Source organism: Paraburkholderia panacisoli, assembly GCF_008369935.1.
Classification (GTDB): domain Bacteria; phylum Pseudomonadota; class Gammaproteobacteria; order Burkholderiales; family Burkholderiaceae; genus Paraburkholderia; species Paraburkholderia panacisoli.
This window is the reverse complement of the sequence record NZ_VTUZ01000015.1, coordinates 1-22,097: the sequence shown is the minus strand read 5'-3', so window position 1 is coordinate 22,097 and position 22,097 is coordinate 1. Positions and strand designations below refer to the sequence as shown.

The window sequence follows — 22,097 nt, the reverse complement described above, 5'->3', positions numbered from 1 at the left end:
AGCTCAACCGAGCCCGGCGGCGACCGCGCGGGCCTCGTCAAACGCTTGCGGAAAGCCCAGGTAGACCGGCGTGCCGCCCGTGCGCATCCGCATGAACAGCCGGTGTTCGACCTGATACTTGACGTTGCCGATCGCCAGTGCGCCGATGCCGACCGCGCCCGCATTCGGCACGCCGTCGATGGGTTTGCCGTCGTTCATCACGTTGACGCCGGCGATGCCTTCCGGCGGTACCGCGTTGACGTCCGCGGCGATCAATAGACGTTTGGCATGCGCCAGATCATCGCTGCCGATCACCTGAACGCCCGCGATCGCGGTGGCGAGCACGATCTCCGCTTCGGCCAACGCGCTGCGCAATTCGTCCGGTGTCGCCGTGCCGATGCCGTTGGTCACGATCCCGAAGCGCTGGTTGATTTCGGCCGCGACGCCAAGTGCGCGAGCGGGGCTGTGGTGGCTCGCAATCGTCACATCGGCGCCGCGCGAGGCGGCCATCACCGCCGCGACGCGCCCGACCGCGCCAGTGCCGCCGAGAATCAGCACGCGCTTGCCGCCCAGTTCCATGCCGTGCTGTTTGCCCAGATGACGTTCGACCAGCGCGACGAGCGCGGCCGCTGTCGTGTACGAGCCGCTCGGATCGGCGAACACCGAGACTTCGAACGGCGGGACCATCGCTTTGCGCGCGGTGTCGAGCATGTCGGCGGCCTGCATCACGTCGCGTCCGCCGATGAAGATGCCGGTGCGCGACACGCCTTTGGGACCGCGGGAAAAAATCGCGTCCTGAGTCAGGTTCGCGACCATGCCGGCTTCGACGCCGCAATACGGCACGATGACCTGGTAGCCGGCGTCGGCCGCCATGTTGACGTCGAATGGACTCATTTGCGGCGTGGCCGTGAACATGTGCAGGATATAGGGCCTTTCAATGGTTTCGGACATGGCAGCAGGCTCGTTTTCAGTTGCAATCTCGGGGACGGCGCAAGGCATGGGCTCATGGGAGCCCGCGCCCGGCGATCTCCGTGCGGGTGCCGCGCGCGACGCAGTCAGTGATGGGGTAACGGCGCGGCATCATGCGGCGTCGATCCGCTGGGCCCGCGCCTCGGCGCTGCGGATGGTCGCGCCGCTATTTCGTCCCGCGACGATCGTGCATTCGATGTGAGGCATGGCGCGGGCAGCTTCTCGCGCCGTGGCGAGCGCGCTGGCGGCCGCGCGCGCACTCGCGACGATCGCAAAGCCCGTCGGCCCCCACGAAGTCTGGCCGATGCCCGCCGCTCGCTCTGCTGCGACCGCGCGCAACACGCGCTCGACATTGGGACTCGCGAACACGCCGCCTTGCGCGCTGGCGAAGTATTCGCCGATGGTCTGCTGCATTTCGGTGAGGCCATCCGCGAACGGCGCGAAGTCGCGCTCCGCGGCGCCCGGCAGGATCCGCATCAGCACCAGATGACACAAATGCGCGGCGAGCCGCTGCGGGAACGGCGCAAGTGAGGCGAGCGCGCGGCGCTCCTCGGCGCCGTGCAAACCCTCGCGGCTGTGGTCGCTCACGAGCAGCACCCGCCAGTCGTCCGGAAACGGCTGGCGCGCGAGCAGCGGCGGTGCACTCTGGCGCAGATCGCCGGTCGGTCCGCCGTCCAGCAGCAGGCCGCCAGATTCGAAACCCAGAATACCGATGCCGGAACGGGCGCCGCGCCCGAGCAGGCTGGCCAGTTCGGCGCTGCTCGCCGGGTGGCCGACGAGGCGCACGAACGCGGTGCCCACGGCCAGCGCCAGCTGCGTGCCGGAGCCGAGGCCGGTGTGCGCGCGCGGCGCATGAGCGACATGGATGGCGAGCGTCGCCGGTCCGTAGGCTGCCTGCAGCCGTGCCAGACAAAGCGCGATGCGCTCGCGTTCCGCTTCGGTCAACGCGCCGTCGATCTGTTCATGCTCCGCGAGGCGTGCTTCGAGCCGGGTGCCCTGCGCGTCGATGACCAGTCCCAGGCTGCCGAACGCGCGCCCGAGCGACGCGTTCGGGTCGAGAAAGCCCAGATGCAGGCGCGCGGGCGCATCGATCGTGACGGCCTTGTGAGGCGAGAGGCGGCGAAACTGAAGCGGCATCGCAAGTGTCCTTGTGGGTGCGCTGAACAGGGTTTGGCCGAAGGGCGCCCATGAATCCGGCGCAGGCCATAACGGCAGTGCGCCGGGCGACTTCAAGCAGAAGCCGTACCAGGCGCGGGCAATGGCTGCCGCCGCTGTCAGGCGCTGCCGCAGGACGCGCGTGGTGCCACCGTGTCTCGCGTGCGCATGGACGCTGTGTGACGTCGAAGGTGCACTGTGTCACCTGCTGTTGTGGGCAGCGACCGGCACGCCGCCGCTAGCCGCGAATGCGCGGCAGTGGCGGCGCCTCGGCTGCGTTGTCAGCTGCCTTGCGCGGGTTTCGGCGCGTCGTACTTGATATAGCGGAAGCGCTGGTCGTCGGACGGCGTGCCTTCGAGCGGGCCGTCTTCGAGGCCGGGTTGCCACTGAACCACGGATTCAATTTTCGTGGCGAGCGCGAAGTCCTTGTCCGTGATGCCCTTGGCGCTATGCGTCTTGAGCTTCACGGTGACGAATGCATAGGAAACCGTCAGATCCGGGTGGTGCCAGGCGGCTTCGGCGAGATGGCCCACCGTATTGACCACCATCAGCGTTCCCTTCCAGCCTTCGGTCCGGTACTTGCGCCGCAGCCAGCCGTCTTCGAGATACCAGTGCTGGAGCGGACCGACGAGGCGTTGCTGGACTTCGTCGTCGGAATAGACCTGCTCTGCGTTTGCCATGACCGCTGCTCCTCGGATGCGGGAACCGCCCGCCGAACTACATATTGCTGCAAATCACGGCGAGTGGCGCGGACGGACTCGCAAAGGACACGTTCCGTATCACGGAAGTGACACAGTATGTGTCGCGCCGCGTGGCGCAACCGGGTCAAGGTCGTCACACCGTGACGCCGATCGGGAAGGAGGCGAATGGCCGCGGTGCGAAGCGCGAGTGGAGCAGAGGGGCTTGCGTGCGGGACGGCGGCCATCGCCGCCACTTTCCGGCATGGAATATGCGTTGGCCCTTCATGCGCCGCGAAGCCTGACATCGATCGGGATAGGGCGTTGATCGTTACCTGCACTCGAGAAGGCGCGCACGATGCGACGAGGTAGCGTGGGTCATTCGTGAGTTGAACAGCAGGACAATTCTGGAGGAGACATGAACTTACGCACCGTAGTTCTTGGGCTCTCGATCCTCGCATCGGCAGCCTTTGGCTCTATCGCCGCACAAGCCGATTCGCAGCTCGACGGCCTGATGAAAAATCCATCCAACTGGGCGGCCCAGGCGGGCGACTATGCGAATCACCGCTACAGCCCGCTCAAGCAGATCAACGAGAACAATGTCGGCAAGCTGCAGGTCGCATGGACCATGTCGACCGGCGTGCTGCGCGGCCACGAAGGCGCGCCGCTCGTGATCGGCGACACGATGTACATCCACTCGCCGTTCCCCAACAAGGTCATCGCCATCAACCTGAAGGATCAAACGTTCGTCTGGCAGTATCAACCGAAACAGGACGAACAGGTCGTCTCCGTGATGTGTTGCGACACCGTCAACCGCGGTCTCGCCTACGGCGACGGCAAGATCTTCCTACAACAGGCCGACACCAAGCTCGTGGCGCTCAACGCAAAGACCGGCGATGTGGTCTGGACCGCGCAGAACGGCAATCCCAAAGCGGGTGAAACCAACACCAACGCGCCGCACGTTTTCGGCGACAAGGTGTTGACCGGTATCTCGGGCGGCGAATTCGGCGTGCGCGGGCGTCTCATTGCTTATGACATCAAGACCGGCAAGCCAGTCTGGACTGCCTATAGCACGGGCCCCGACAACGAGATGCTGCTCGACCCGCAGAAGACGATGACGTATACCGACGGCAAGATGGTGCCGGTGGGCGCGGACTCGTCGCTCAAGTCGTGGAAGGGCGATCAGTGGAAGCTGGGCGGCGGGACCACGTGGGGCTGGTATGCGTGGGATCCCAAGCTGAACCTCATCTATTACGGCACCGGCAATCCGGGCACATGGAACCCGACGCAACGTCCGGGCGACAACAAGTGGTCGATGTCGATCTTCGCGCGCGACCTGAATACCGGCCAGGCCAGATGGGTCTACCAGATGACGCCGCACGACGAATGGGATTATGACGGCGTCAACGAAATGATCCTGTCCGACCTGAACATCAACGGCAAGAAGGTGCCCTCGATCGTGCACTTCGATCGCAACGGTTTCGGCTACACGCTCAATCGCGAGACCGGACAGCTGCTCGTCGCGCAGAAGTACGACCCCGCAGTGAACTGGGCTGACCGCGTCGACATGAAGAGCGGCCTGCCGATCCGCAACGCGGCGTACTCGACCCAGGCAGCCGGCTCCGATCACAACGTGAAGGGCATCTGCCCGGCGGCGCTCGGCTCCAAAGACCAGCAACCGGCGGCGTTCGATCCGGGTTCGAGTCTCTTCCTCGTGCCGACCAACCATGTCTGCATGGACTACGAGCCGTTCGATGTCGACTACGTGTCGGGACAGCCGTACGTCGGCGCCACGCTGTCGATGTATCCGGGACCGAACGACAACAACGCGATGGGTAACTTCATCGCGTGGGATGCGAGCAAGGGCAAGATCGTCTGGTCGAAGCCGGAGAAGTTCTCGGTCTGGTCGGGCGTGCTCGCCACGGCGGGCGGCGTTGCGTTCTACGGCACGCTCGAAGGCTACATCAAGGCGGTTCGGATCAAGGACGGCAAGGAATTGTGGCGCTTCAAGACGCCGTCGGGGATCATCGGCAACGTCTTTACCTACGAGTACCAGGGCAAGCAGTTCATCGGCGTGTACTCGGGCATCGGCGGCTGGGCCGGCATCGGTATGGCGGCCGGGCTGGAAAAGTCGACCGAAGGTCTGGGTGCGGTCGGCGGCTATCGTGAACTGGCGAAGTACACCGCGCTCGGCGGCACGCTCTTCGTGTTCGCGATTCCGGGCGAGAAAAGCTGAATGACCGGGGCGCACTGATACGAACGGCCGACGCGTCTGTTGCAGCAGGGCGCAGCGGCCGTCCGTTCAGTGCGGCCGGATGAATCATCCCGCGCGGGCCCGTTTCGCCGATGCGTTCATGAAGCGCATCAGGGTGGCGGTCTTCTCGAGCAAACATTTTGCATGGGACTTTTGCATGGGACCGGAGTAAGCGCTGAAGCGCCAACTCCGGTCGACCGCAATAACTTGCATGGGACCGGAGTAAGCGCTGAAGCGCTAACTCCGGTCGACAAAGGAGACACGTGCATGAAAGGCCGATCAATCTTGTTGCTCGCGGCATTGCCCGCGGCACTCGTCCTGCTTCCTGTCGGATACGCGCAGAACAATCCCTCGGTTGCACAGGTCGCATACAAGGTGGTCGACGGTAGCAAGGTCGACAGTAATACGCTGCAAGGGTGGAGGACATGGCGCGCGCTCGCCTGTGAACGCTGCCACGGCGCGCAGCAACAAGGCATGGTCGGACCGTCGCTCATCGACGCGTTCAAGTCTCTCGACAAGGACGAGTTTCATCGAACGGTATTCGGCGGAAGGGTGGCCAAGGGCATGCCCGATTTCAGCACGAGCCAGATGATGCAGAAGAACTGGGAAAACCTCTATGCTTATCTGAAAGGGCGCTCCGATGGACAGATCAAGCCGGGCGACCTCCAGGCCATCGATGCCAAATAGGGTTGGCGCCGCTACTCTTTCGGAGGCTCATGATGCGTCATAAAAGAAGCATGTCGGTGCACGCCCCGCTGATCGCCGCCGCGCTGTGCTGCGCGGCGCTCGCGAGCGCCGCGGTCAAGGCGGACGGTCCGACGCTGCCGAACAACGACGGCGCGGATGGCGTGCTCAGAGTGTGCGCGGACCCGAACAACATGCCCCTGTCCAACAACAAGGGCGAGGGTTACGAGAACCGCATCGCCAGCCAGATGGCCAGCGATTTCGGCTACAAGCTCGAGTACACGTACTTCCCGCAGCGCATGGGCTTCGTGCGTCACACGCTGCGTGAGAAGGAAGAGGGCAGCGAGCGCTTCAGGTGCGACCTGATCATCGGGGTGCCGAAAGGATACGACATGACCTCGACGACGCAGCCGTATCTGCGTTCGACGTATGCGATGGTGTTTCCGACGCGCCCCGAGTTCGCCAACATCAACACGCCTGACGACCTGCTCAAACTGCCGCCCGAACAGTTGCACAAACTGCGCTTCGGCATCTTTTCGCAAACCCCGGCCGTCGACTGGCTGCTCAGCCACAATCTGATCGAGCAGGCGGTCTCGTATAGGGTGCAAAGCGGCGACCCACAGGAATATCCAGGCCAGATGATCGAGCAGGACCTGCGTGCGGGCAACGTCGACGTGGTGTTCCTGTGGGGGCCGATCGCGGGTTACTTCGCCAAGCGTGCCGGCGATACGGTCAAACTCGTGCCGTTTCCCGCCGGGCCCGGCATCCGCTTCGACTATACGATTTCGATGGGCGTCCGGTATGGCGAGAAGGCCTGGAAAGACAAGGTGGATCAATGGATCGGCGCGAACCAGGACAAGATCGACAGTATTCTGACCAGCTACCAGGTGCCGCTGCTCAAACCCGTCGACGTGCCGGCGCCGAAGTCCGGCGACGCGTCGCCATGAGGGGTGCACGAAGCGGTTGGCTTCGCGCGCTGGCGGCATGGATGATGTGGGCGATGTGCGTCGTGCCGCTCGCCGCCCGCGCAGCGGCAACGCCGGGAAGCGACGACATCACGCCGGCCGAACGCCTGATCTTCACGACGGATCACCTGCACGGTGTCGAGGCGCAGACGGAACTCGACTACGCAGTGGTCAACTCCGAACAGCCGTCGCACGGTGCCGACCTCGTCAAGGTGCTGGTGCTCAGCGCAGACAACGCGAAAGGCGACGCCCAGGTGTCGGACCGTAGCGGCAACGTGCCGCTGCCGAATGGCGGCCTGCAGTGCAATCCGGTGATCATCTATTTTCTCGAACGCGACATCTCCGAGATGCAGAGCCTGACAGGCGGCCAGCGGCGTTATTTTCAGCACCGCCTGCGCCTCGCGCTCGCTGCCGGGCCGCGCATCGAAACGGTGACGAGCGAGGCCGGCGGCAAGTCCGTCAGCGCGCGGCGCATCGTCGTGCAGCCCTACCTGAACGATCCAAATTCGGAGCGCTTCGCGCAATACACGGCCAAGCGCTACACCTTTCTGCTCGCCGATGACGTGCCGGGCCAGGTGGTGCTGATTCGCACCGACGTGCCCGGCCCGAACAACGACTTCGCGCATCCGGCGCACACGCAGACGCTGATCTTCCAGGCCGCCCTGCGCAAATTGCCGGCGCCGGGCAAAGCGCCGCAGAAGCCGTCCAACGCGCCGAGGGCGAGCCGTTAGCGCACGCTGCCGCACCGGCACCTTCAGACCGCGGCGCGGCTGCTCGACCAGCACCGTCGCGCGACTATCCGACTTCATGACGGAGCTCATGCATGCTGATCGACTCACAAGATTACGCACCGAAACTGCGGGAGGCCATCGGCGAACTCGGCGCTGCCGCGCCGGCCACGCTGGCGGGTTTCCACGCGCTCGACGGCGCCGCGGCCCGTGCCGGCAAGCTTGACACGAGGACTCGCGAGCTGATCGCACTCGCGGTCGCCGTCACCACCCGCTGCGACGGCTGCATCGCGCTACACAGCGCTGCCGCCGCGCGGGCAGGGGCGAGCCGGGAGGAGGTGGCGGAGGCGTTGTCGGTGGCGATCGCGTTGAACGCCGGTGCCGCGCTGGTCTATTCCGCGCGCGCGCTCGATGCATTCGGTCAGCAAAGCGGCTAGTTCACATGCAGACCGCGCGCTCCGCGACGAATCGGCTCAACCTGAATTTCATCCGCACGCTGACCCTGCGGCAGTTGCAGATCTTCGTGGTGGCGAGCCGCTATACGAGTTTCGCGCGCGCGGCGGAGGAACTGCATCTGACCCAGCCGGCGGTTTCGATGCAGATCCATCAACTCGAAGATGCGGTCGGCCTGCGCCTGTTCGAGCGCGCCGCACGCAAGCTCGCGCTGACTGAAGCGGGCGAGATGCTGACGCATCACGCGAGCCGCATCCTCGGCGAGATCAAGGATGCCGAAGATGCAATGATGTCGCTCAAGCAGGCCGACAGCGGCTCCATCAACATGGGCATCGTCAGTTCCGCGACCTACTTCGCGCCGAAACTGCTAGCGCTCTATTCGCATCTGTACCCGAAGGTCGACGTGCACTTTTCGGTCGGCAATCGCGATGCGCTGCTGCGGCTGCTGCAGGACAACGCCATCGATCTCGCGATCATGGGACGGCCGCCGCCGGAACTCGACACGACGACCGAGGCGTTAGCCAGCCATCCTCAAGTGGTGATCGCGCCGTTGGATCATCCGCTCTGCGGCGCGCGCCGCTTCGATCTGCAGGAGCTGCGCGGCGATACGTTCCTGTTGCGCGAACCCGGCTCGGGCACGCGCATGGCCGCCGAAGTGATGTTCCGGCAGCATCTGTTCACCCCCGCGAGGATCGTCACGCTCGGCAGCAACGAGACCATCAAGCAGGCGGTGATGGCGGGCATCGGCGTGAGTCTGATCTCGCTGCATACGCTGCTGCTGGAGTTGCGCACGGGTGAGATCGCGTTGCTCGACGTGAACGGCACGCCGATCGAGCGCACATGGCAAATCGTGCATCTGCGCTCAAAGCAGCTATCGCCCACTAGCGTGGTATTCCGGCAGTTTCTGCTCGACCATGCGGCGACTCATCTGGAGCGCGACTACGCGGCGTTTGCGAGCTTTCCGGCCGGCGGCAAGGGAACGTGCCAATGAAGCCGCCGTTTGCGTGGCGCGCGGCATTCGTGCGTGGTGCGAGCGTGGTGTGCGCCGTCGTCGTCAGCGTCGCCGGGGTCGGGTTTGCCGCTGCGCCGGTGCGCGCCGGGGCGGCCTCGATCGCGGTGATGAACTGCGGTCTGATCGACGATAACGCCGCCTACAACGATGCGGATACCAATCGCCTCCAGCAGGCGCGCATCGACATGATCAGCAACGCGCTGCGTGCGCAACTGGATGCCAGCCAGCGCTACCGTGTCGCAGACAACGGCGGCGCTGCCGATCTGATCGCCCGGCTCGACGCGACGCAAGACCTGAGCACATGCGACAACTGCGCCCGGCAGGTCGGGCGCGAGCTGGGCGTCGAGCAGGTGGGGATCTGCTGGGTGCAGAAAGTCAGCAACCTGATCCTCAATCTGAACTTGCGTGTGGAAGAGGTAGCCAGCGGCAAGACCTTGTTCCAGCGTTCGGTCGACATTCGCGGCAATACGGACCTGTCGTGGCGCCGCGGTGCGTCGGCGCTCGCCGGACTATTGATTGAGCAGGCCGCGGCGGGCTCGCCGGCGGACCACGCAGCACCGCGGCGATGAGCCGGAATTGCCACGCCGCGGCAGGCGACGTGGGCCGATGCGTGTCGCGACCGATGGCACAGTGTGTACCCGGATCTCGTGACAGGCTGACAACCAGCTGGACGCGGCGCTGCGCGCTCCGGACGTCCGCGTGATCGGCACAAACCGTGCTTGGACAGATGCTGGCGAGTGCAGGACCCGCCGACGCCGAATACCGCACGGGCACAACCAGAAAAGCATGCGCGTGTCGCCAGCTCGGGACAAAGCGTTCGCGGCACCACAGGCAGGCCGGCTACAGGAAGGGGATCGCATCGATGAGTTCTGGCGAACAGCTTCAGGACTGGCGTTTTCACGCACAGCAAATCGAAAACGAAGTCGCCAAGGTCGTCATAGGCCAGCAGCAAATCCTACGGCTCATCAACGTCGCATTGTTCGCGAGGGGCCATGTGCTGCTCGAAGGCGGCGTCGGCGTTGGCAAGACGACCGTGTTGCGCGCGTTCGCACGCGTGGTCGGCGGAGAGTTCGAGCGCGTCGAAGGCACCATCGATCTGATGCCGGGCGACCTCGTCTATCACACGTACGTCGATGCCGACGGCAAGCCGCGTATCGAGCCGGGGCCGCTGCTGCGCCACGGCGAGCAGTTGACCACTTTCTTCTTCAACGAAATCAATCGGGCTCGTCCGCAGGTCCAGTCGCTGTTGCTGCGCGCGATGGCCGAGCGCTCTGTGTGGGCTTTCGACCGCGAACACCGTTTCCCGCATATGACCGTGTTCGCCGATCGCAACAAGGTCGAGAAAGAGGAAACCTTCGAGCTGGCATCGGCTGCGCGCGACCGCTTCCTGTTCGAGTTGAACATGCCCACGCCCGCCGTGCCGGACGTACGGCGCGCGCTGGTGTTCGACACGATGTTTCATGACGTCGACATGCTGCTCGCACAACTCACACCCGCGATCGTGCCCTGGCAAGAGTTGAACAGGGTGGGTGCGGCGATTCAGCAAGGCGTGCAGGCGAGTGAAACGATCGAGCGCTACGCGCTCGATATCTGGCAGGCGACGGAAACGCCACTGCGTTTCGGCATCACGCTCGACGGCGTCGACATGCAGCAACTGATTCTTGCCGGCGCGAGCCCGCGCGGGATGAGCGCGCTGTTGCGGGCCGCCCGCGTGGTCGCATGGCTCGCGGGGCGTTCGCATCTGATCCCAGAGGACATCCATGAAGTGCTGATGCCGGCGCTCGGTCATCGTGTGTTCTTCACGCCGATCTATGAACTGCGCCGCCAGGAACTGGCCGAAGCCCTGATCGCGCAGATCATGGCCAAGGTGGCCGTGCCTTGAGGCGCGCTCAACGATGAACGGCATAGCAGAATTTCACTACCGTTTGCCGACGCGCGCCGGCGGGGCTCGGCCGGGTTCGCATCCCGGTTCGAGTTTCGGCTCCGGCCAGCAATTCGCGATGCACGGCCGCCTGTTCGACTACCCGGATCCACGCCGTCTGGATCTGCGTGCGAGCATGCGCGCGGCGCGCTCGGAATGGCTCGTGCGGGTTCACCTGCAGCGCGTGGCGGTGCCGGTGGTGGTGATCGTGGATGTGTCGGCGTCGATGCAATTCGGCACGCGTCAAACGAAGCTGCAGGTTGCCGCCGACTTCGTCGAGGCGCTGGGCTACAGCGCGTTCCGTGTCGGCGACCGGCTCGGCCTGCTGGCATTCGATGCCGGCGAACGCGACGATCTGTTCATGCCGGCGCGATACGGCCGGGGCACCGGCAATCTGCTGGCGACCATGTTGCGCGAGTGCCCGAGCAGCGCGGCCGCGAGCGGCGGTGTCGAAGGACTGCGGCGCTGCGCGACGCGCCTCGCCGGCCGGCAGGCGCTCGTTTTCGTCGTGTCCGACTTCCACTGGCCGCTGATCCAGATGCCGCGCGTGCTCGACATGCTGGTCCATGCGTGCGTCGTGCCGATAGTCGTTTGGGACGAGGCTGAAATTTCGCCGCCTCGCCGCGGTCCGTTGCTGGCGGTTCATGACACCGAGTCGGGCGAAGAGCGCATGGTGTGGCTACGCGACGGCATCCGCAAGCGCTGGCGCGAAGGCGTCGAGCACCGTCGCGCGGAACTCGGCGGGATCTTCGGCTCGCGTGGCATGCGGCCGTTTTATGTCGAAGGCGCCTTCGATCCGGAAGCCATGTCGCGTTATTTTCTGGAGACGACGGTATGAAGCCGTGCGTCCTCAGCGTCGGCAGCGCGCGTAGTTTGTCGCGACACGTGCTGATCGCGGCGCTGATTGCCGCTGCACATGCGGCCAGCAGCGACGCTGCCACGGCGGTGCCCGCGATCGTGCAACAGCCGCGCGCATTCGGCTACGTGCTCGGCGATGTGCTTACGCAACGCGTGCTTCTGCAAGCCGGTGGCGACGACATGGGTGCGGTCACGCCGCCATCGGTCGGCCGCACCGGCGTCTGGCTCGAACGCCGGCCAGTGTCGTTCGAAATCGATGCGGATGGCCGCCGCTGGATGGTGGTCGGCTATCAGATTGTCAATGCGCCGCAGACGCTCACGCAAATCGCGTTGCCCCCGCTGACATTGACATCGGCAAGCGGCGCGCAATTGCAGGTGGCCGAATGGCCGGCGAGCGTCGGACCGCTGACCCCGCCTGCCACGTTCGCTGCCGGCGACCTGCAGCCGCTGCGGCCCGATCGACAGGCTCCATGGCTGGCCACCGCCGGGTTGCGTCGCCAGATCGCGTGGGCGCTCGGTCTGTTGCTCGCGACCTTGCTCGCGTGGGCGGCGTGGTGGTGGTGGCGTAACCAGCGCGAGTCGGCCCGATTGCCGTTTGCACGTGCATGGCGGCAGATGCAACGGCTTCAAGGTGCGCAAGCCCCTTCGTCCAAAGACGCGTGGTTCTGCATACATGAGGCGCTGAACGAAACCGCGGGGCAGGTCGTGCACGGGGGATCGCTGTCCGCACTGTTGACCCGCGCACCGTATCTGCAACCGCTGCGCGCGCAACTCGAACACTTCTATCAGGTGTCGGCCGAGCGCTTCTTCAAACCTGCGCCGGGCGCTGCCGAGTTTCCATTGCAGGCGCTGAGCCGTGCGCTGTATCGCGCTGAACGGCGCCAGCAGCGATGACCATGGCTCTCGATTTCGCCGCTCCGTGGATGCTGGCCTTGCTGCCGCTCGCCGCGCTGCCATTGCTGCCGCGTCGTAGCGATACGTTGGTGTTTTCCAGCGTCGCGTGGCTGCCGGTCGATCGCGTCGGCCGATGGGCCGGCTTGCTCGCGCGCTGCAGCGGCGTGCTGGCGATGGCGGGTATCGTCGTCGGACTCGCGGGGCCGGGACGCTCGCAACTGCAGGTGGTGCGCACGGGGAGCGGCGCGCAGATCCTGATCCTGATGGATCGCAGCGCGAGCATGGACGAGCCGATGGCCAGCGCGGGCGTCGAATCGCCGGGTGGTGGCGACACGAAGAACAAGGTCGCGCGCGCTTCGTTGACGAGCTTCGTGAACCAGCGCCCCAACGACCGGCTCGCGTTCATGATGTTCGGCACCAGCCCCGTGCTGGCGATGCCGTTCACGTACAACCATCGCGTGATCGAGGCCGCGATCGCCGCCACGGCCATTGGCCGAGGCATGCCGGACACGCAACTCGACCGGGGAATGCTGGCCGCGATCGCGCAGTTCGATGGTCGCCTCTCGTCGGGACGCCGCGCGATCGTGCTCGTCTCCGATGGCGGGGCGAGGCTCGACGAGGCGGTGCGCCGACGCATTCAGGAAGGGCTGCAGCGCAACCAGATCGCGCTGTACTTCATTTACTTGCGCAGCAGTGTCTACAGCCCCGATCTGAACGCCGCGGTACCCGTCGGCGGGTCTTCGGCCGAAGCCGAATTGCATCGATATTTTCTGACGCTAAAGACGCCTTACCGGCTTTTCCAGGCGGGTGACGCGAAGGCCATGATGGCGGCGGTCGCCGAGATCAATCGGCAGCAAAACGCGCGGACGTCGTTTGTCGAGCATTTGCCCCGGCAGGATTTGAGTCCATATTGCTTTGCTACCGCTTTGTTTTTTTCCGCCGTGTTGATGGTGTTGCGCTTTTTTCAGGTAAGGAGCTGGGCATGACGCGCACGCTTGTTCACGCCGTGTTCGAGACCATTGCGATCTGCTGCGCCGGCGTGGCCGCGTATGACTGGACGCGTCTTCAACATGCCGAGCGGATGAATCAGGCCATTGTGGCGGCGAGCGTCGACCCGCGTGAGCACCGCGCCAACGACGACGCGCCGCAGGTTCGGCTGGCACGCGCGACGGCGCTGTCGAAAGCGGGCGCCTACGATGCGGCAGCGCGGCTCTACGATGGCCTGATTCACGAGGACCGTCTTGACGACCTCGGCCGCACGGCGCTGTTCGATATCGGCAACATGTACCTGCGCGAGGGAGGGGGAGAGGGTGCCACCGGCACCATCAGGTCGCTCGCGATGATCGGCGAAGCCAAAGCGCGCTACCGGATGTTGCTACGCGCGGCGCCGGACGATTGGGACGCGCGCTATAACCTCGAGCGCGCGCTTTGGCTTGCGCCTGAAACACACTCCGCGTCCGATGAGCCCGATGTGAAAGAGCAGCACAACGTGAAACTGCGCGACCCGCAAAGCAAGGATTTGCCGTGAATACCGGGATCCGCGAGCGCGGCTTCGTCAGGGGGCGTCATGGGTTGATGGCCGCCGCGCTCGTCGCGTTGATCGCCGCGGTCGTCATGCCGGATGTGACCTTGCCGCGCAATACATTCGACTACATCGTGACGTTCGATATCACGCAAAGCATGGACGTCGAAGACGTCACTCTGAACGGCGTGCCGGTGAGCCGGCTGAAGTTCGCGCAGGCCGCGATGCGCGGTGCGCTGGGGCAATTGCCTTGTGGCTCGAAGGTGGGTTGGAGCGTGTTTACCGGGCAACGGACCTTGCTGTTGCTGCCGCCCATCGAGGTGTGCAACAACTACGACGCGTTGCTGGTGTCGCTCGACGGTATCGACGCGCGCATGCGGTGGACTAACTGGAGCCGGATTGCCGAGGGCGGCGTTTATTCGGCTACGCGTGTGGCGCAGGGGGGCGGCCACGGCGCGGCCGTCGTGTTCGTCACCGATGGACAGGAGGCGCCGCCTGTCCTGCCATCGCGAGCGCTGATGCGGGATATCAATCCCGCGGGCATCAAGGGCTGGCTGATCGGCGTGGGGGGCGATCAACCCGCGGCCATTCCGAAGAGCGACGCCGACGGTAACCGGATCGGATACTGGCAGGCCGACGACGTGATACAGGTGCCGACTACGCCGGGGTCCGATGCGCCGGTCGAGACACATGAGGAGCTTTCCGAGTTGCGAGGCCAGTATCTCGGGTTTGTGGCTGGGCAAACCGGTCTCGGCTATCGCCGCCTTTGGACCACGACATCGCTAGGCGATGCGATGCTTGACGCGCGCTTCGCTCACCGCGAGCCGGTGCCGACCGATTTGCGCTGGTGTCCCGCGCTGCTTGCGCTGTTGCTGTTCGTGGGGCGGTTTGCGCCCGACACGATTTGGGAGTGGCGGGACTTTTGTCGAAGACAGGTGCGAAGGGCCGTTCGGTGGCTTGTTCCAGCAGGTGGTATCTCGGTGAGAAAAGTGGGACGAGTGAATGCCAATCTGCAGAGGAAAACTAACATGACAGGCGAATAGCGTTGCCCGGCCGCGGTTATGGCGACGCCGTCGTCCTGCATCTGCCGTTTGCGGAACAAATGCATGCCTTCGATGTTTGCCACGATGATCCGTGCGCCGCGTGCGGCCTGAGCGCGACAGAGCCCGTGAACGCATCTTGCGCGGTGCGGCAACGCATGGCCAGGAAACCGATCCGCCAAGTTGTTTGGACTACAAAAATAACAGCGCTGGGCCGCCGCCATGGGGGCGCACTTATGCCGCGCCAGACAACCCGCTGATAGTCCCTGGGGAAAACGTTAGGTACATAGGTCGTTTCTCCCTCAAACTGCCGCCCCGCATGCCACTCAGGCATCCGCCGGACCACCGCTTGGGCCCCCTTCCCGACATTGTCATTGACAGGCCAATTTCGCTCCGCTACAAATGTCGTCAGCTGACATATCAGGTGACGACAAAATGAGACAGATGAAAAATGTTGGAGTCGATGTCCGGTCCGTTGACGGCCTTCAATGCGACGTTCTCGTGACAGGTGGAGGCGCCGCTGGCGTTGCCACCGCCGTAACCGCCAGTCGGCAGGGGCTGAAGGTGATCCTGCTGGAGCGTTATGGTTTTTGCGGAGGCGGGGCGGTGGCGGGGCTCTCCGGCACCGTATGTGGGATGTATCTCGCGACCGAGCGCGCAGGCGCGAAGCCCGAGGCGATTATTTCCGGCTTTGCGCAGGAGTTCTGCGACGTACTGGAGCAGCGCGGCGGTCTCGCTGCACCCGTGCGCTATGGAAAAACCTGGACACGCGTTCACGATCCGCTGGTGTGGCGCGATGCGGCCGACAGTCTGTTGGAGGCAACCGGCGTCAAGGTTATTTATCACGCGATTGCAACCGGTGTGCTGCTGGACGGAAACGAGCGCGTCGAGGGTGTGACGGCATGGACCAAGCAGGGGCCGTTGACGATTCGCGCGCGCGTCACCGTCGACGCCAGCGGCGATGCCGACCTCGTCGCGATGGCTGGTCTGGATAGCTTTGTGGGCGATGGTTCTCGCGTGCAGAACCCGACGATGATCTTCCGCCTGCAAGGCGTGGATGTCGAACGTTTTACCGCCGCTTACGGCGACGACACGATCATGGGCGAAGCGATTTCGTCACTGCTGCGCGAACGGCAACTCGCTGGCGACAACCTGCCGCGCTCGAAAATCTGGCTCTTCCCGACGACCCGTCCCGGTGAGTTGCTATGCAACTGCACGCGCATCACCGGCTCCGACGGACGCGAACTCAACCCGCTTTTCTACGATGATTTCACCGAAGGCGAGCTGAACGGCAGGAAGCAGGTTCATGCGTATGCACGCTTCCTTAGAGACTACGTAGCGGGCTGCGAAAAATCATTCGTCAACGATACCGGTGTTCAGGTGGGTGTGCGCCAGACGCGTCAGGTCGAAGGCGTGACGAAACTCATGAATGCCGATGTCGTCGGCGCGCGGAAATTCTCGGACGGTATTGCGCGCTCGCCGTGGCCGATCGAGCTGCACGCCGGCGCGAAGCCGAAGGTGGAATGGGTGCTCGACGACTACTACGAAGTGCCCTACGGCTGCTTCGTGCCGTCGCGTGGCGAAGGGTTGCTGGTGGCAGGGCGGTGTCTGTCTGCGGAACACGAAGCGGTCGCCTCGGCGCGCGTCACGGCTCAATGCTTTTCATACGGTCATGCGATCGGACATGCCGCCAGCCTCGCGGTCCGCCAGGGCATCGAGCCGCGCAACGTCGATCCGCAGGCGATACGGAATGCGCTCGGTCGGGATGGTGCCGCGCTGTAGCAGGGATTGCTGTTGAGAAAGCAAACATGGAGGGTAGGGAAGTGATTATTGTGAACATGGGGGATGTCCGTCAGTTGACGTTGAACCGGCCTGAGCGGCGCAACGCGCTCGACGGCGGTTCGATAGCGGAACTGGAGCAGGCATTGCAGCAGGCCGACCGCGATCCGGGTGTGCGGGCGATCGTTCTCTCCGGTGCGCCGCCTGCGTTCTGTTCGGGCAGCGACCTGAAAGAACTCGCGACGATGTCCATTCAGCAGATGTGCGATTCCGAGTCGCAGACCGCGCGCGTTGCGCGCTCGATCGCCGGGTTGTCGAAGCCGGTGATCGCCGCAGTCGAAGGTTTCGCGCTGGGCGGCGGCTTCGTTCTGGCGATTTCGTGCGACATCGTCGTCAGCGCGTCAAACGTGCGCTGGCATCTTCCCGAAGTGCCGAACGGTTGGCTGCCGCCATGGGGGCTGCAGGCACTGCTCGCGCGCGTGGGTCCGGTGCGCGCGCGGCTGCTGACGTGGGCTGCGGATGCGATGAACGGCATCGAGGCGCATCGTCTCGGCATCGCGGACTATCTGACCGAACCGGGCTACGCCGACCAGACGGCGCTCTCTCTCGCACAGCGGCTTGCTGCGCTGCCGCCCGATGCGGTGGCGTCGACCAAGCGCTTCTTCGAGCCTTTCGTTTCGCTTGACGGCGAGCAGCTCGACAATCTGGCGTCCCGACATTTCGCGAGCAACTGCGAAGCAGGAGCCGCTCAGGCAATTTTTTCGAAATTCAAGGTAAAGTCATGACGAAAATCATGTCCGCGGCACAGGCTGTCGCGTCGATTCAGGACGGGCAGACGGTGGCATCCGTTGGCGTTATCGGATGGGTGGTGCCCGATGCCACGCTCGGGGCGCTCGGCAAGCGTTTTCGCGAAACTGGCGCGCCGCGCAACCTCACGTTTTATTTTCCGTGCGGCACCGGGGACGCGGTCGACATTCGCGGGATGGATCACGTCGCGCAAGAAGGACTGATGAAGCGTATCGTCTCCGGCTCCTATATCAACCCGGTCAATCCGCGCACCGGCGAGCGTCCCGCGCTGATGCGGCTCATTCAGGAGAACCGGATCGAAGCGTATTCGTGGCCGATCGGCGCGTCGATGCACTGGTTGCGCGAGGTCGCGCGCAAGAGCCCTGGTTATATGACGCGCGTCGGCGTGGGCACGTATGCCGATCCGCAACACGGTGGCGGCAAGTTCACCAGCCGCTGCGAGGACGATCTGATCCAGAAGATCCGCCTGAACAATGAAGATCTGCTGTTCTATCCGAGTTGGCCGATCGACGTGGCGATCATCCGTGCGAGCAGTGCGGACGAGTTCGGCAATCTTTCGTTCGAAGACGAGCCGCTGGTTTCCGCAAGTCTCGCGCTCGCGCTGGCGGCGAAGGCGAGCGGCGGGCGCGTGATCGTCCAGGTCCGCCGCATCGTGCCACGCGGTGCGCGCGCGGCGACATCGGTGCGACTGCCGGGCATGTTCGTCGATGCGCTCGTGGTAGAGCCGCAGATGATGATGAGCACCGATACGCCTTACGACGAGGCCTATCTGCGTGCCGCCGGCGTGAACGCACGTTTGCCCGCGATTCCGTTTGGACCCGACAAGGTGATCGCGCGGCGCGCGGCGCTGGAAGTGCGCAAGCACGAACTGTCGATTTTCGGCTTTGGCGCAGCGGCCGACGTGCCGCTCGTGATGGCGGAGCAGGGTCTTATTGATCTGGACAATGCTTCGGATGACTACTGGTTCACGACGGAGCATGGTTCCTATGGCGGAATCGTGATGAACGGCTGGCAGTTTTCGGCGAACCTCCGGCCGCAGGCGTTGCTCGACGGCGTCACGCAGTTTGACGTGATAGACGGGGGGTTGTGCCGATTCGCGGCACTCGCATTCGCAGAGTACGATTCGCATGGAACGGTCAACGTCAGCAAGTTCGGCAAGGTTAATCCGGGGGCGGGCGGCTTCATCGACATCGCGATGAATGCCAAACGGCTGGTGTTCACCGGCTCGTTCACGACCGGCGGACTCGACATCGCGTACGAAGCGGGCCGCACGAGGATCGTGAAGGAGGGCAAGGTCAGCAAGTTCGTCGATACCGTGCAGAGCCGGACTTATCCGGTGGCGAACGGCGTTGCGGCGGGGCAGAGTGCGCTAATCGTGACGGAGCGCGCCGTGTTCGAGCAGACCGCGAGCGGCCTCGTGCTGACCGAGGTTGCGCCGGGCGTCGATGTACGCCGCGACGTGCTCGATCTAATGGCGTTCGCGCCGGCTCATATCCTCGACCCGTTGCCGCTGATGAACGCATCGCTGTTCGTCGAGAACGCCGATCATTGCGCGGAGGTCGCGGTAGAAAGCTAGCAGTCCACAACAATGGCGCGGCTGCTCCTGCAACGTACGGCGATTGCCGTCGACGGTGCGCCGCGTCGGTTCCAACAACACGGTTGCGCAACGCCGCGTCTGAGCACACGGCGTCGAGGACAACCCACCATCCCGATCGCTCAGGCGAATCTGGAGGAGACGATCATGAAATACCGCTGGTTTGTCGTTTTCATGCTGTTTCTCGCTTGCGCGATCAGCTACCTCGACCGCGCCGCTCTGTCGGTTGCCGCGCCGCTCATCGCCAAGGATCTGCAGCTCGATGCCGCGCATCTCGGCATTGTCTTCAGTGCGTTTTTTGTCGGCTATTCGCTGTTCTGCTTTATTGGCGGCTACGCGGCGGATCGCTTCGGCGCGAAGCGGGTACTCGTGGTCGCGATCGGTCTCTGGTCCATCTTCTGCGGGCTGACCGCTACGGCGACGAGTCTCGCGGGCCTGCTGGTGATCCGCGTGGTGTTCGGCGCCGGGGAAGGGCCATTGGCCACGTGCACGAACAAGATCGTCAGCAACTGGTTCGAGCGCAAGGAGCAGACCACGGCGGTAGGTTTCGCGAATTCCGGCCTGCAACTGGGTGCGGCGCTAGCCGGTCCGATTGTCGGGCTGATGGCCTTGCATTGGGGCTGGCGAATTCCGTTCATCGTAATCGGCGTGGTGGGTTTGCTGTGGGTGATAATGTGGTCGATTTTCTCGACGGACCGGCCCGAGCACAACCGCTGGGCGCGCGGCGCAGGTTCGGCGGCGATGCTTGCTCGCGCGGAGAATACCGGTTCCGAAGCGAAACCGCGGATGTCGCTGGGCTTCTATCTCAAGAGTCCGACTATCTGGGCGACTTCGCTCGCGTACTTCGGTTATGCGTACATCCTGTACTTCTTCCTGTCGTGGTTCCCGAGCTACCTGATGATGGAGCGGCATCTGAGCCTGTCGTCGATGAGCATCGTCAACGTGATTCCGTGGGTGCTCGGATTTGCCGGGATCGCGCTGGGCGGCCTGACGTCCGATATGATCTTCCGCTGGACCGGCAATGCGCTGAAGTCACGCAAGATCGTGATCGTGGGGGGGCTACTGGTTGCCGCAGCCTGTGTCGCGTGCGCCGGCACCGCGACCAGCGTAGGCGCGGCGGTTGCGCTGATGGGCATTACGGTGTTCTTCATGAATCTCACGCTGAGCGTGTACTGGGCGATCATTCTGGATACGGTCGAGCCCGCCCGGATGGGTGGCGTGGGTGGATTCATGCATCTGCTCGCAAACACGGCAGGGATTCTCGCGCCGATTCTCACAGGCTTCCTCGTGCAATGGACACATGTATTCACGAGCGCGTTCATGTTGAGCGGGGGCGTGGCCCTTGCAGGCGCGATCGCGGTGGCGGTGTTCGTGAACGCGCCTCGTGCGGATGTCGAGGTGCGCGGCCATGGGGCGGAGATTCCGCAGCCGCAGGCAGAGTAGCGGCGCGACGCCGATCGCGTCGGGTGGCGGCGGCCGAACGCCGGTACGTGGCAGTCTCCCGGCCGCTGCCCACGCTATGCAGGGCTTCAGAAAGTATCGAGCGCGGAGCGGGTGAAGCGCTCGATGAACTGCATCAAACCATGCGCCGCTGCCGCAGCCCGGTCGCCGTCGCCCTCAGCGATGGCCGTCAGCACCTTGGCGTGCAACTGAGCGCCTTCAACGTAAGCGCGATTCTGCTCGATATGCTGATACCAGAAACGTCGAGATTGCGCGTGAATCGGCAGCATGCTGGTAATCAGCATGCTGTTGTGGGTGGCCTGAACTTCAGCGTCGTGAATCGCTCCTCCGGCCTTGATCCAGGCTTCCATGTCACCGCGTTCGGCGGCGTCGATCATTTGCTTCGCGAGCTGGCGCAGATGGGCGCGCTCTTCCGGTGTGGCGCGTAGCGCGGCCACGCGTACGACGAGTTCCTCGAGCGGGCGCCTAACCTCCAGTAGTTCCAGTTGCTGACGGATGTCCACACCGGCGACGAGCGTACCTCGGCGCGGAAGCATTTCGACGAAGCCGATCTGCCGCAACCGCTGAAGCGCTTCGCGCACGGGGGTGCGTCCCATTTCCATCTCGGCTGCAAGCTGGCTTTCAGAAATCATCGAACCCGGCGGCAGCTTGCGCGTGATGATCATTTCCTCGATCTGCGCAAACGCGACGTCGACCAGCAACTGATCCGGCGGATTGACCGGTTCGCGTCGGGATACTTTCTTGGCGGAGCTGTTTTTCTTCATGTGGACAAACGCAACGATGGACTGACGGATTATGCCCCGGTGAGAAGGGAAGTGGCGTGCTGTTGTCAGGATAAACGTTGGCGGTAACGGGCCTTGATGTCTGCCTGGTACTCCGTTGGCCGCGCTCTCGGTTCCCTCGAAACCGTCGTGTGCAAATGCTGATTCAGTTTCTTGGCGCGCGAAACGTGGGCAAGCTGTCCTTGGGTGAAGATCGGTCGCGATGGGCGGCCATTTGCGTCCACGGCCAGATGCAGTCTCGTGTCCGTGTGCGAAATAACAAGAAGCTCTGCATAGGTTGGTCTGCAGATGAGATGTTGGTTGCCGTGAACAGGGTTATGGCTTTCGGGTGGAACGACCTCGACAGAGAAGCTCGATGTTTTGGGGGCGCGCTCGTGAAAGAAACCCGCCAAGGGTGACGGTCGGTTTTTGGAAGTTTGAATTCAATTTGACATAAGATAAATTATCAACTTCAGTGGTACGTGGAAGAGCGTTGCGGATTTCCCGTTTCTTTCACGAATTCGACGCAACGGCTTCGTACCATTTGGTACCTGATCACTGTTGCGTGAATCAATGGCATTTCT

General features: G+C 64.0%; 21 protein-coding genes. 17 read left to right on the top strand and 4 right to left on the bottom strand.

Annotated features, from left to right (window positions below; translation table 11 throughout):
* Positions 1-3 precede the first annotated feature (3 nt).
* From FVF58_RS22415 to FVF58_RS22405, 3 genes are all read right to left on the bottom strand, one after another.
* A complete protein-coding gene (locus FVF58_RS22415; RefSeq protein ID WP_149672037.1) occupies positions 4-930 on the bottom strand; it encodes an NAD(P)-dependent methylenetetrahydromethanopterin dehydrogenase in 927 nt (308 codons plus the stop codon).
* Positions 931-1,059: 129 nt separating this feature from the next.
* A complete protein-coding gene (locus FVF58_RS22410; RefSeq protein ID WP_149672036.1) occupies positions 1,060-2,085 on the bottom strand; it encodes a beta-ribofuranosylaminobenzene 5'-phosphate synthase family protein in 1,026 nt (341 codons plus the stop codon).
* Between the two features lie 299 nt (positions 2,086-2,384).
* Positions 2,385-2,783: a 4a-hydroxytetrahydrobiopterin dehydratase gene (locus tag FVF58_RS22405; RefSeq protein WP_149672035.1), complete on the bottom strand. Its 399-nt coding sequence runs from the start codon at positions 2,781-2,783 to the stop codon at positions 2,385-2,387.
* Positions 2,784-3,198: 415 nt separating this feature from the next.
* Between FVF58_RS22405 and FVF58_RS22400 the strand changes: the two genes are divergently transcribed.
* From FVF58_RS22400 to FVF58_RS22320, 17 genes are all read left to right on the top strand, one after another.
* Positions 3,199-5,016 carry a methanol/ethanol family PQQ-dependent dehydrogenase gene (locus FVF58_RS22400; RefSeq protein WP_149672034.1) on the top strand — a complete coding sequence of 606 codons (1,818 nt, stop codon included), beginning with the start codon at positions 3,199-3,201 and terminating at the stop codon, positions 5,014-5,016.
* Between the two features lie 285 nt (positions 5,017-5,301).
* Positions 5,302-5,721, top strand: a complete 420-nt coding sequence (locus FVF58_RS22395) for a c-type cytochrome (protein WP_149672033.1) — start codon at positions 5,302-5,304, stop codon at positions 5,719-5,721.
* 32 nt (positions 5,722-5,753) lie between these two features.
* Complete coding sequence (locus FVF58_RS22390; RefSeq protein ID WP_149672032.1) at positions 5,754-6,665, top strand: substrate-binding domain-containing protein; 912 nt, start codon at positions 5,754-5,756, stop codon at positions 6,663-6,665.
* Positions 6,662-7,414, top strand: a complete 753-nt coding sequence (locus FVF58_RS22385) for a hypothetical protein (protein ID WP_149672031.1) — start codon at positions 6,662-6,664, stop codon at positions 7,412-7,414. Before FVF58_RS22390 ends, FVF58_RS22385 begins: the two co-directional genes overlap by 4 nt.
* A gap of 95 nt (positions 7,415-7,509) precedes the next feature.
* Complete coding sequence (locus FVF58_RS22380; protein WP_188130904.1) at positions 7,510-7,848, top strand: carboxymuconolactone decarboxylase family protein; 339 nt, start codon at positions 7,510-7,512, stop codon at positions 7,846-7,848.
* Between the two features lie 5 nt (positions 7,849-7,853).
* Positions 7,854-8,855 (top strand): LysR family transcriptional regulator, encoded by a 1,002-nt coding sequence (locus FVF58_RS22375; protein ID WP_149672029.1) that lies wholly within the window; start codon positions 7,854-7,856, stop codon positions 8,853-8,855.
* A 44-nt stretch (positions 8,856-8,899) separates the two neighbouring features.
* A complete protein-coding gene (locus FVF58_RS22370) occupies positions 8,900-9,445 on the top strand; it encodes a DUF3280 domain-containing protein (protein WP_246217151.1) in 546 nt (181 codons plus the stop codon).
* 293 nt (positions 9,446-9,738) lie between these two features.
* On the top strand, positions 9,739-10,758 hold the full coding sequence (locus FVF58_RS22365; RefSeq protein ID WP_149672027.1) for an AAA family ATPase: 1,020 nt from the start codon (positions 9,739-9,741) through the stop codon (positions 10,756-10,758).
* A 13-nt stretch (positions 10,759-10,771) separates the two neighbouring features.
* A complete protein-coding gene (locus FVF58_RS22360; protein WP_149672026.1) occupies positions 10,772-11,635 on the top strand; it encodes a DUF58 domain-containing protein in 864 nt (287 codons plus the stop codon).
* Positions 11,632-12,549, top strand: coding sequence for a calcium incorporation protein MxaA (locus FVF58_RS22355; RefSeq protein ID WP_149672025.1), 918 nt, complete (start codon positions 11,632-11,634; stop codon positions 12,547-12,549). Before FVF58_RS22360 ends, FVF58_RS22355 begins: the two co-directional genes overlap by 4 nt.
* Positions 12,546-13,535, top strand: coding sequence for a vWA domain-containing protein (locus tag FVF58_RS22350; RefSeq protein ID WP_149672024.1), 990 nt, complete (start codon positions 12,546-12,548; stop codon positions 13,533-13,535). Before FVF58_RS22355 ends, FVF58_RS22350 begins: the two co-directional genes overlap by 4 nt.
* Positions 13,532-14,077, top strand: a complete 546-nt coding sequence (locus FVF58_RS22345) for a tetratricopeptide repeat protein (RefSeq protein ID WP_149672023.1) — start codon at positions 13,532-13,534, stop codon at positions 14,075-14,077. The genes FVF58_RS22350 and FVF58_RS22345 overlap by 4 nt, the downstream gene beginning before the upstream one ends.
* A gap of 47 nt (positions 14,078-14,124) precedes the next feature.
* Entirely contained in the window at positions 14,125-15,114 is a 990-nt protein-coding gene (locus FVF58_RS22340) for a vWA domain-containing protein (RefSeq protein WP_246217164.1), read from the top strand.
* Between the two features lie 441 nt (positions 15,115-15,555).
* Positions 15,556-16,893, top strand: a complete 1,338-nt coding sequence (locus tag FVF58_RS22335; RefSeq protein WP_223191168.1) for an FAD-dependent oxidoreductase — start codon at positions 15,556-15,558, stop codon at positions 16,891-16,893.
* 41 nt (positions 16,894-16,934) lie between these two features.
* Complete coding sequence (locus FVF58_RS22330; RefSeq protein WP_223191167.1) at positions 16,935-17,675, top strand: enoyl-CoA hydratase/isomerase family protein; 741 nt, start codon at positions 16,935-16,937, stop codon at positions 17,673-17,675.
* On the top strand, positions 17,672-19,273 hold the full coding sequence (locus tag FVF58_RS22325) for a CoA-transferase (RefSeq protein WP_149672020.1): 1,602 nt from the start codon (positions 17,672-17,674) through the stop codon (positions 19,271-19,273). The genes FVF58_RS22330 and FVF58_RS22325 overlap by 4 nt, the downstream gene beginning before the upstream one ends.
* Before the next feature lie 165 nt (positions 19,274-19,438).
* A complete protein-coding gene (locus FVF58_RS22320) occupies positions 19,439-20,734 on the top strand; it encodes an MFS transporter (protein WP_149672019.1) in 1,296 nt (431 codons plus the stop codon).
* 86 nt (positions 20,735-20,820) lie between these two features.
* Here FVF58_RS22320 and FVF58_RS22315 read toward each other — a convergent pair whose 3' ends face one another.
* On the bottom strand, positions 20,821-21,516 hold the full coding sequence (locus tag FVF58_RS22315) for a GntR family transcriptional regulator (RefSeq protein WP_149672018.1): 696 nt from the start codon (positions 21,514-21,516) through the stop codon (positions 20,821-20,823).
* Positions 21,517-22,097: the final 581 nt, after the last annotated feature.

Bases quoted from the DNA above. Each gene is read 5' to 3' on its own strand.
- FVF58_RS22360 (WP_149672026.1), top strand. From the start codon at position 10,772: ATGAACGGCATAGCAGAATTTCACTACCGTTTGCCGACGCGCGCCGGC.
- FVF58_RS22320 (WP_149672019.1), top strand. From the start codon at position 19,439: ATGAAATACCGCTGGTTTGTCGTTTTCATGCTGTTTCTCGCTTGCGCG.
- FVF58_RS22375 (WP_149672029.1), top strand. From the start codon at position 7,854: ATGCAGACCGCGCGCTCCGCGACGAATCGGCTCAACCTGAATTTCATC.
- FVF58_RS22410 (WP_149672036.1), bottom strand. From the start codon at position 2,085: ATGCCGCTTCAGTTTCGCCGCCTCTCGCCTCACAAGGCCGTCACGATC.
- FVF58_RS22385 (WP_149672031.1), top strand. From the start codon at position 6,662: ATGAGGGGTGCACGAAGCGGTTGGCTTCGCGCGCTGGCGGCATGGATG.
- FVF58_RS22390 (WP_149672032.1), top strand. From the start codon at position 5,754: ATGCGTCATAAAAGAAGCATGTCGGTGCACGCCCCGCTGATCGCCGCC.
- FVF58_RS22400 (WP_149672034.1), top strand. From the start codon at position 3,199: ATGAACTTACGCACCGTAGTTCTTGGGCTCTCGATCCTCGCATCGGCA.
- FVF58_RS22405 (WP_149672035.1), bottom strand. From the start codon at position 2,783: ATGGCAAACGCAGAGCAGGTCTATTCCGACGACGAAGTCCAGCAACGC.
- FVF58_RS22335 (WP_223191168.1), top strand. From the start codon at position 15,556: ATGAAAAATGTTGGAGTCGATGTCCGGTCCGTTGACGGCCTTCAATGC.
- FVF58_RS22315 (WP_149672018.1), bottom strand. From the start codon at position 21,516: ATGAAGAAAAACAGCTCCGCCAAGAAAGTATCCCGACGCGAACCGGTC.
- FVF58_RS22415 (WP_149672037.1), bottom strand. From the start codon at position 930: ATGTCCGAAACCATTGAAAGGCCCTATATCCTGCACATGTTCACGGCC.
- FVF58_RS22325 (WP_149672020.1), top strand. From the start codon at position 17,672: ATGACGAAAATCATGTCCGCGGCACAGGCTGTCGCGTCGATTCAGGAC.
- FVF58_RS22340 (WP_246217164.1), top strand. From the start codon at position 14,125: ATGGCCGCCGCGCTCGTCGCGTTGATCGCCGCGGTCGTCATGCCGGAT.
- FVF58_RS22395 (WP_149672033.1), top strand. From the start codon at position 5,302: ATGAAAGGCCGATCAATCTTGTTGCTCGCGGCATTGCCCGCGGCACTC.
- FVF58_RS22365 (WP_149672027.1), top strand. From the start codon at position 9,739: ATGAGTTCTGGCGAACAGCTTCAGGACTGGCGTTTTCACGCACAGCAA.
- FVF58_RS22350 (WP_149672024.1), top strand. From the start codon at position 12,546: ATGACCATGGCTCTCGATTTCGCCGCTCCGTGGATGCTGGCCTTGCTG.
- FVF58_RS22355 (WP_149672025.1), top strand. From the start codon at position 11,632: ATGAAGCCGTGCGTCCTCAGCGTCGGCAGCGCGCGTAGTTTGTCGCGA.
- FVF58_RS22345 (WP_149672023.1), top strand. From the start codon at position 13,532: ATGACGCGCACGCTTGTTCACGCCGTGTTCGAGACCATTGCGATCTGC.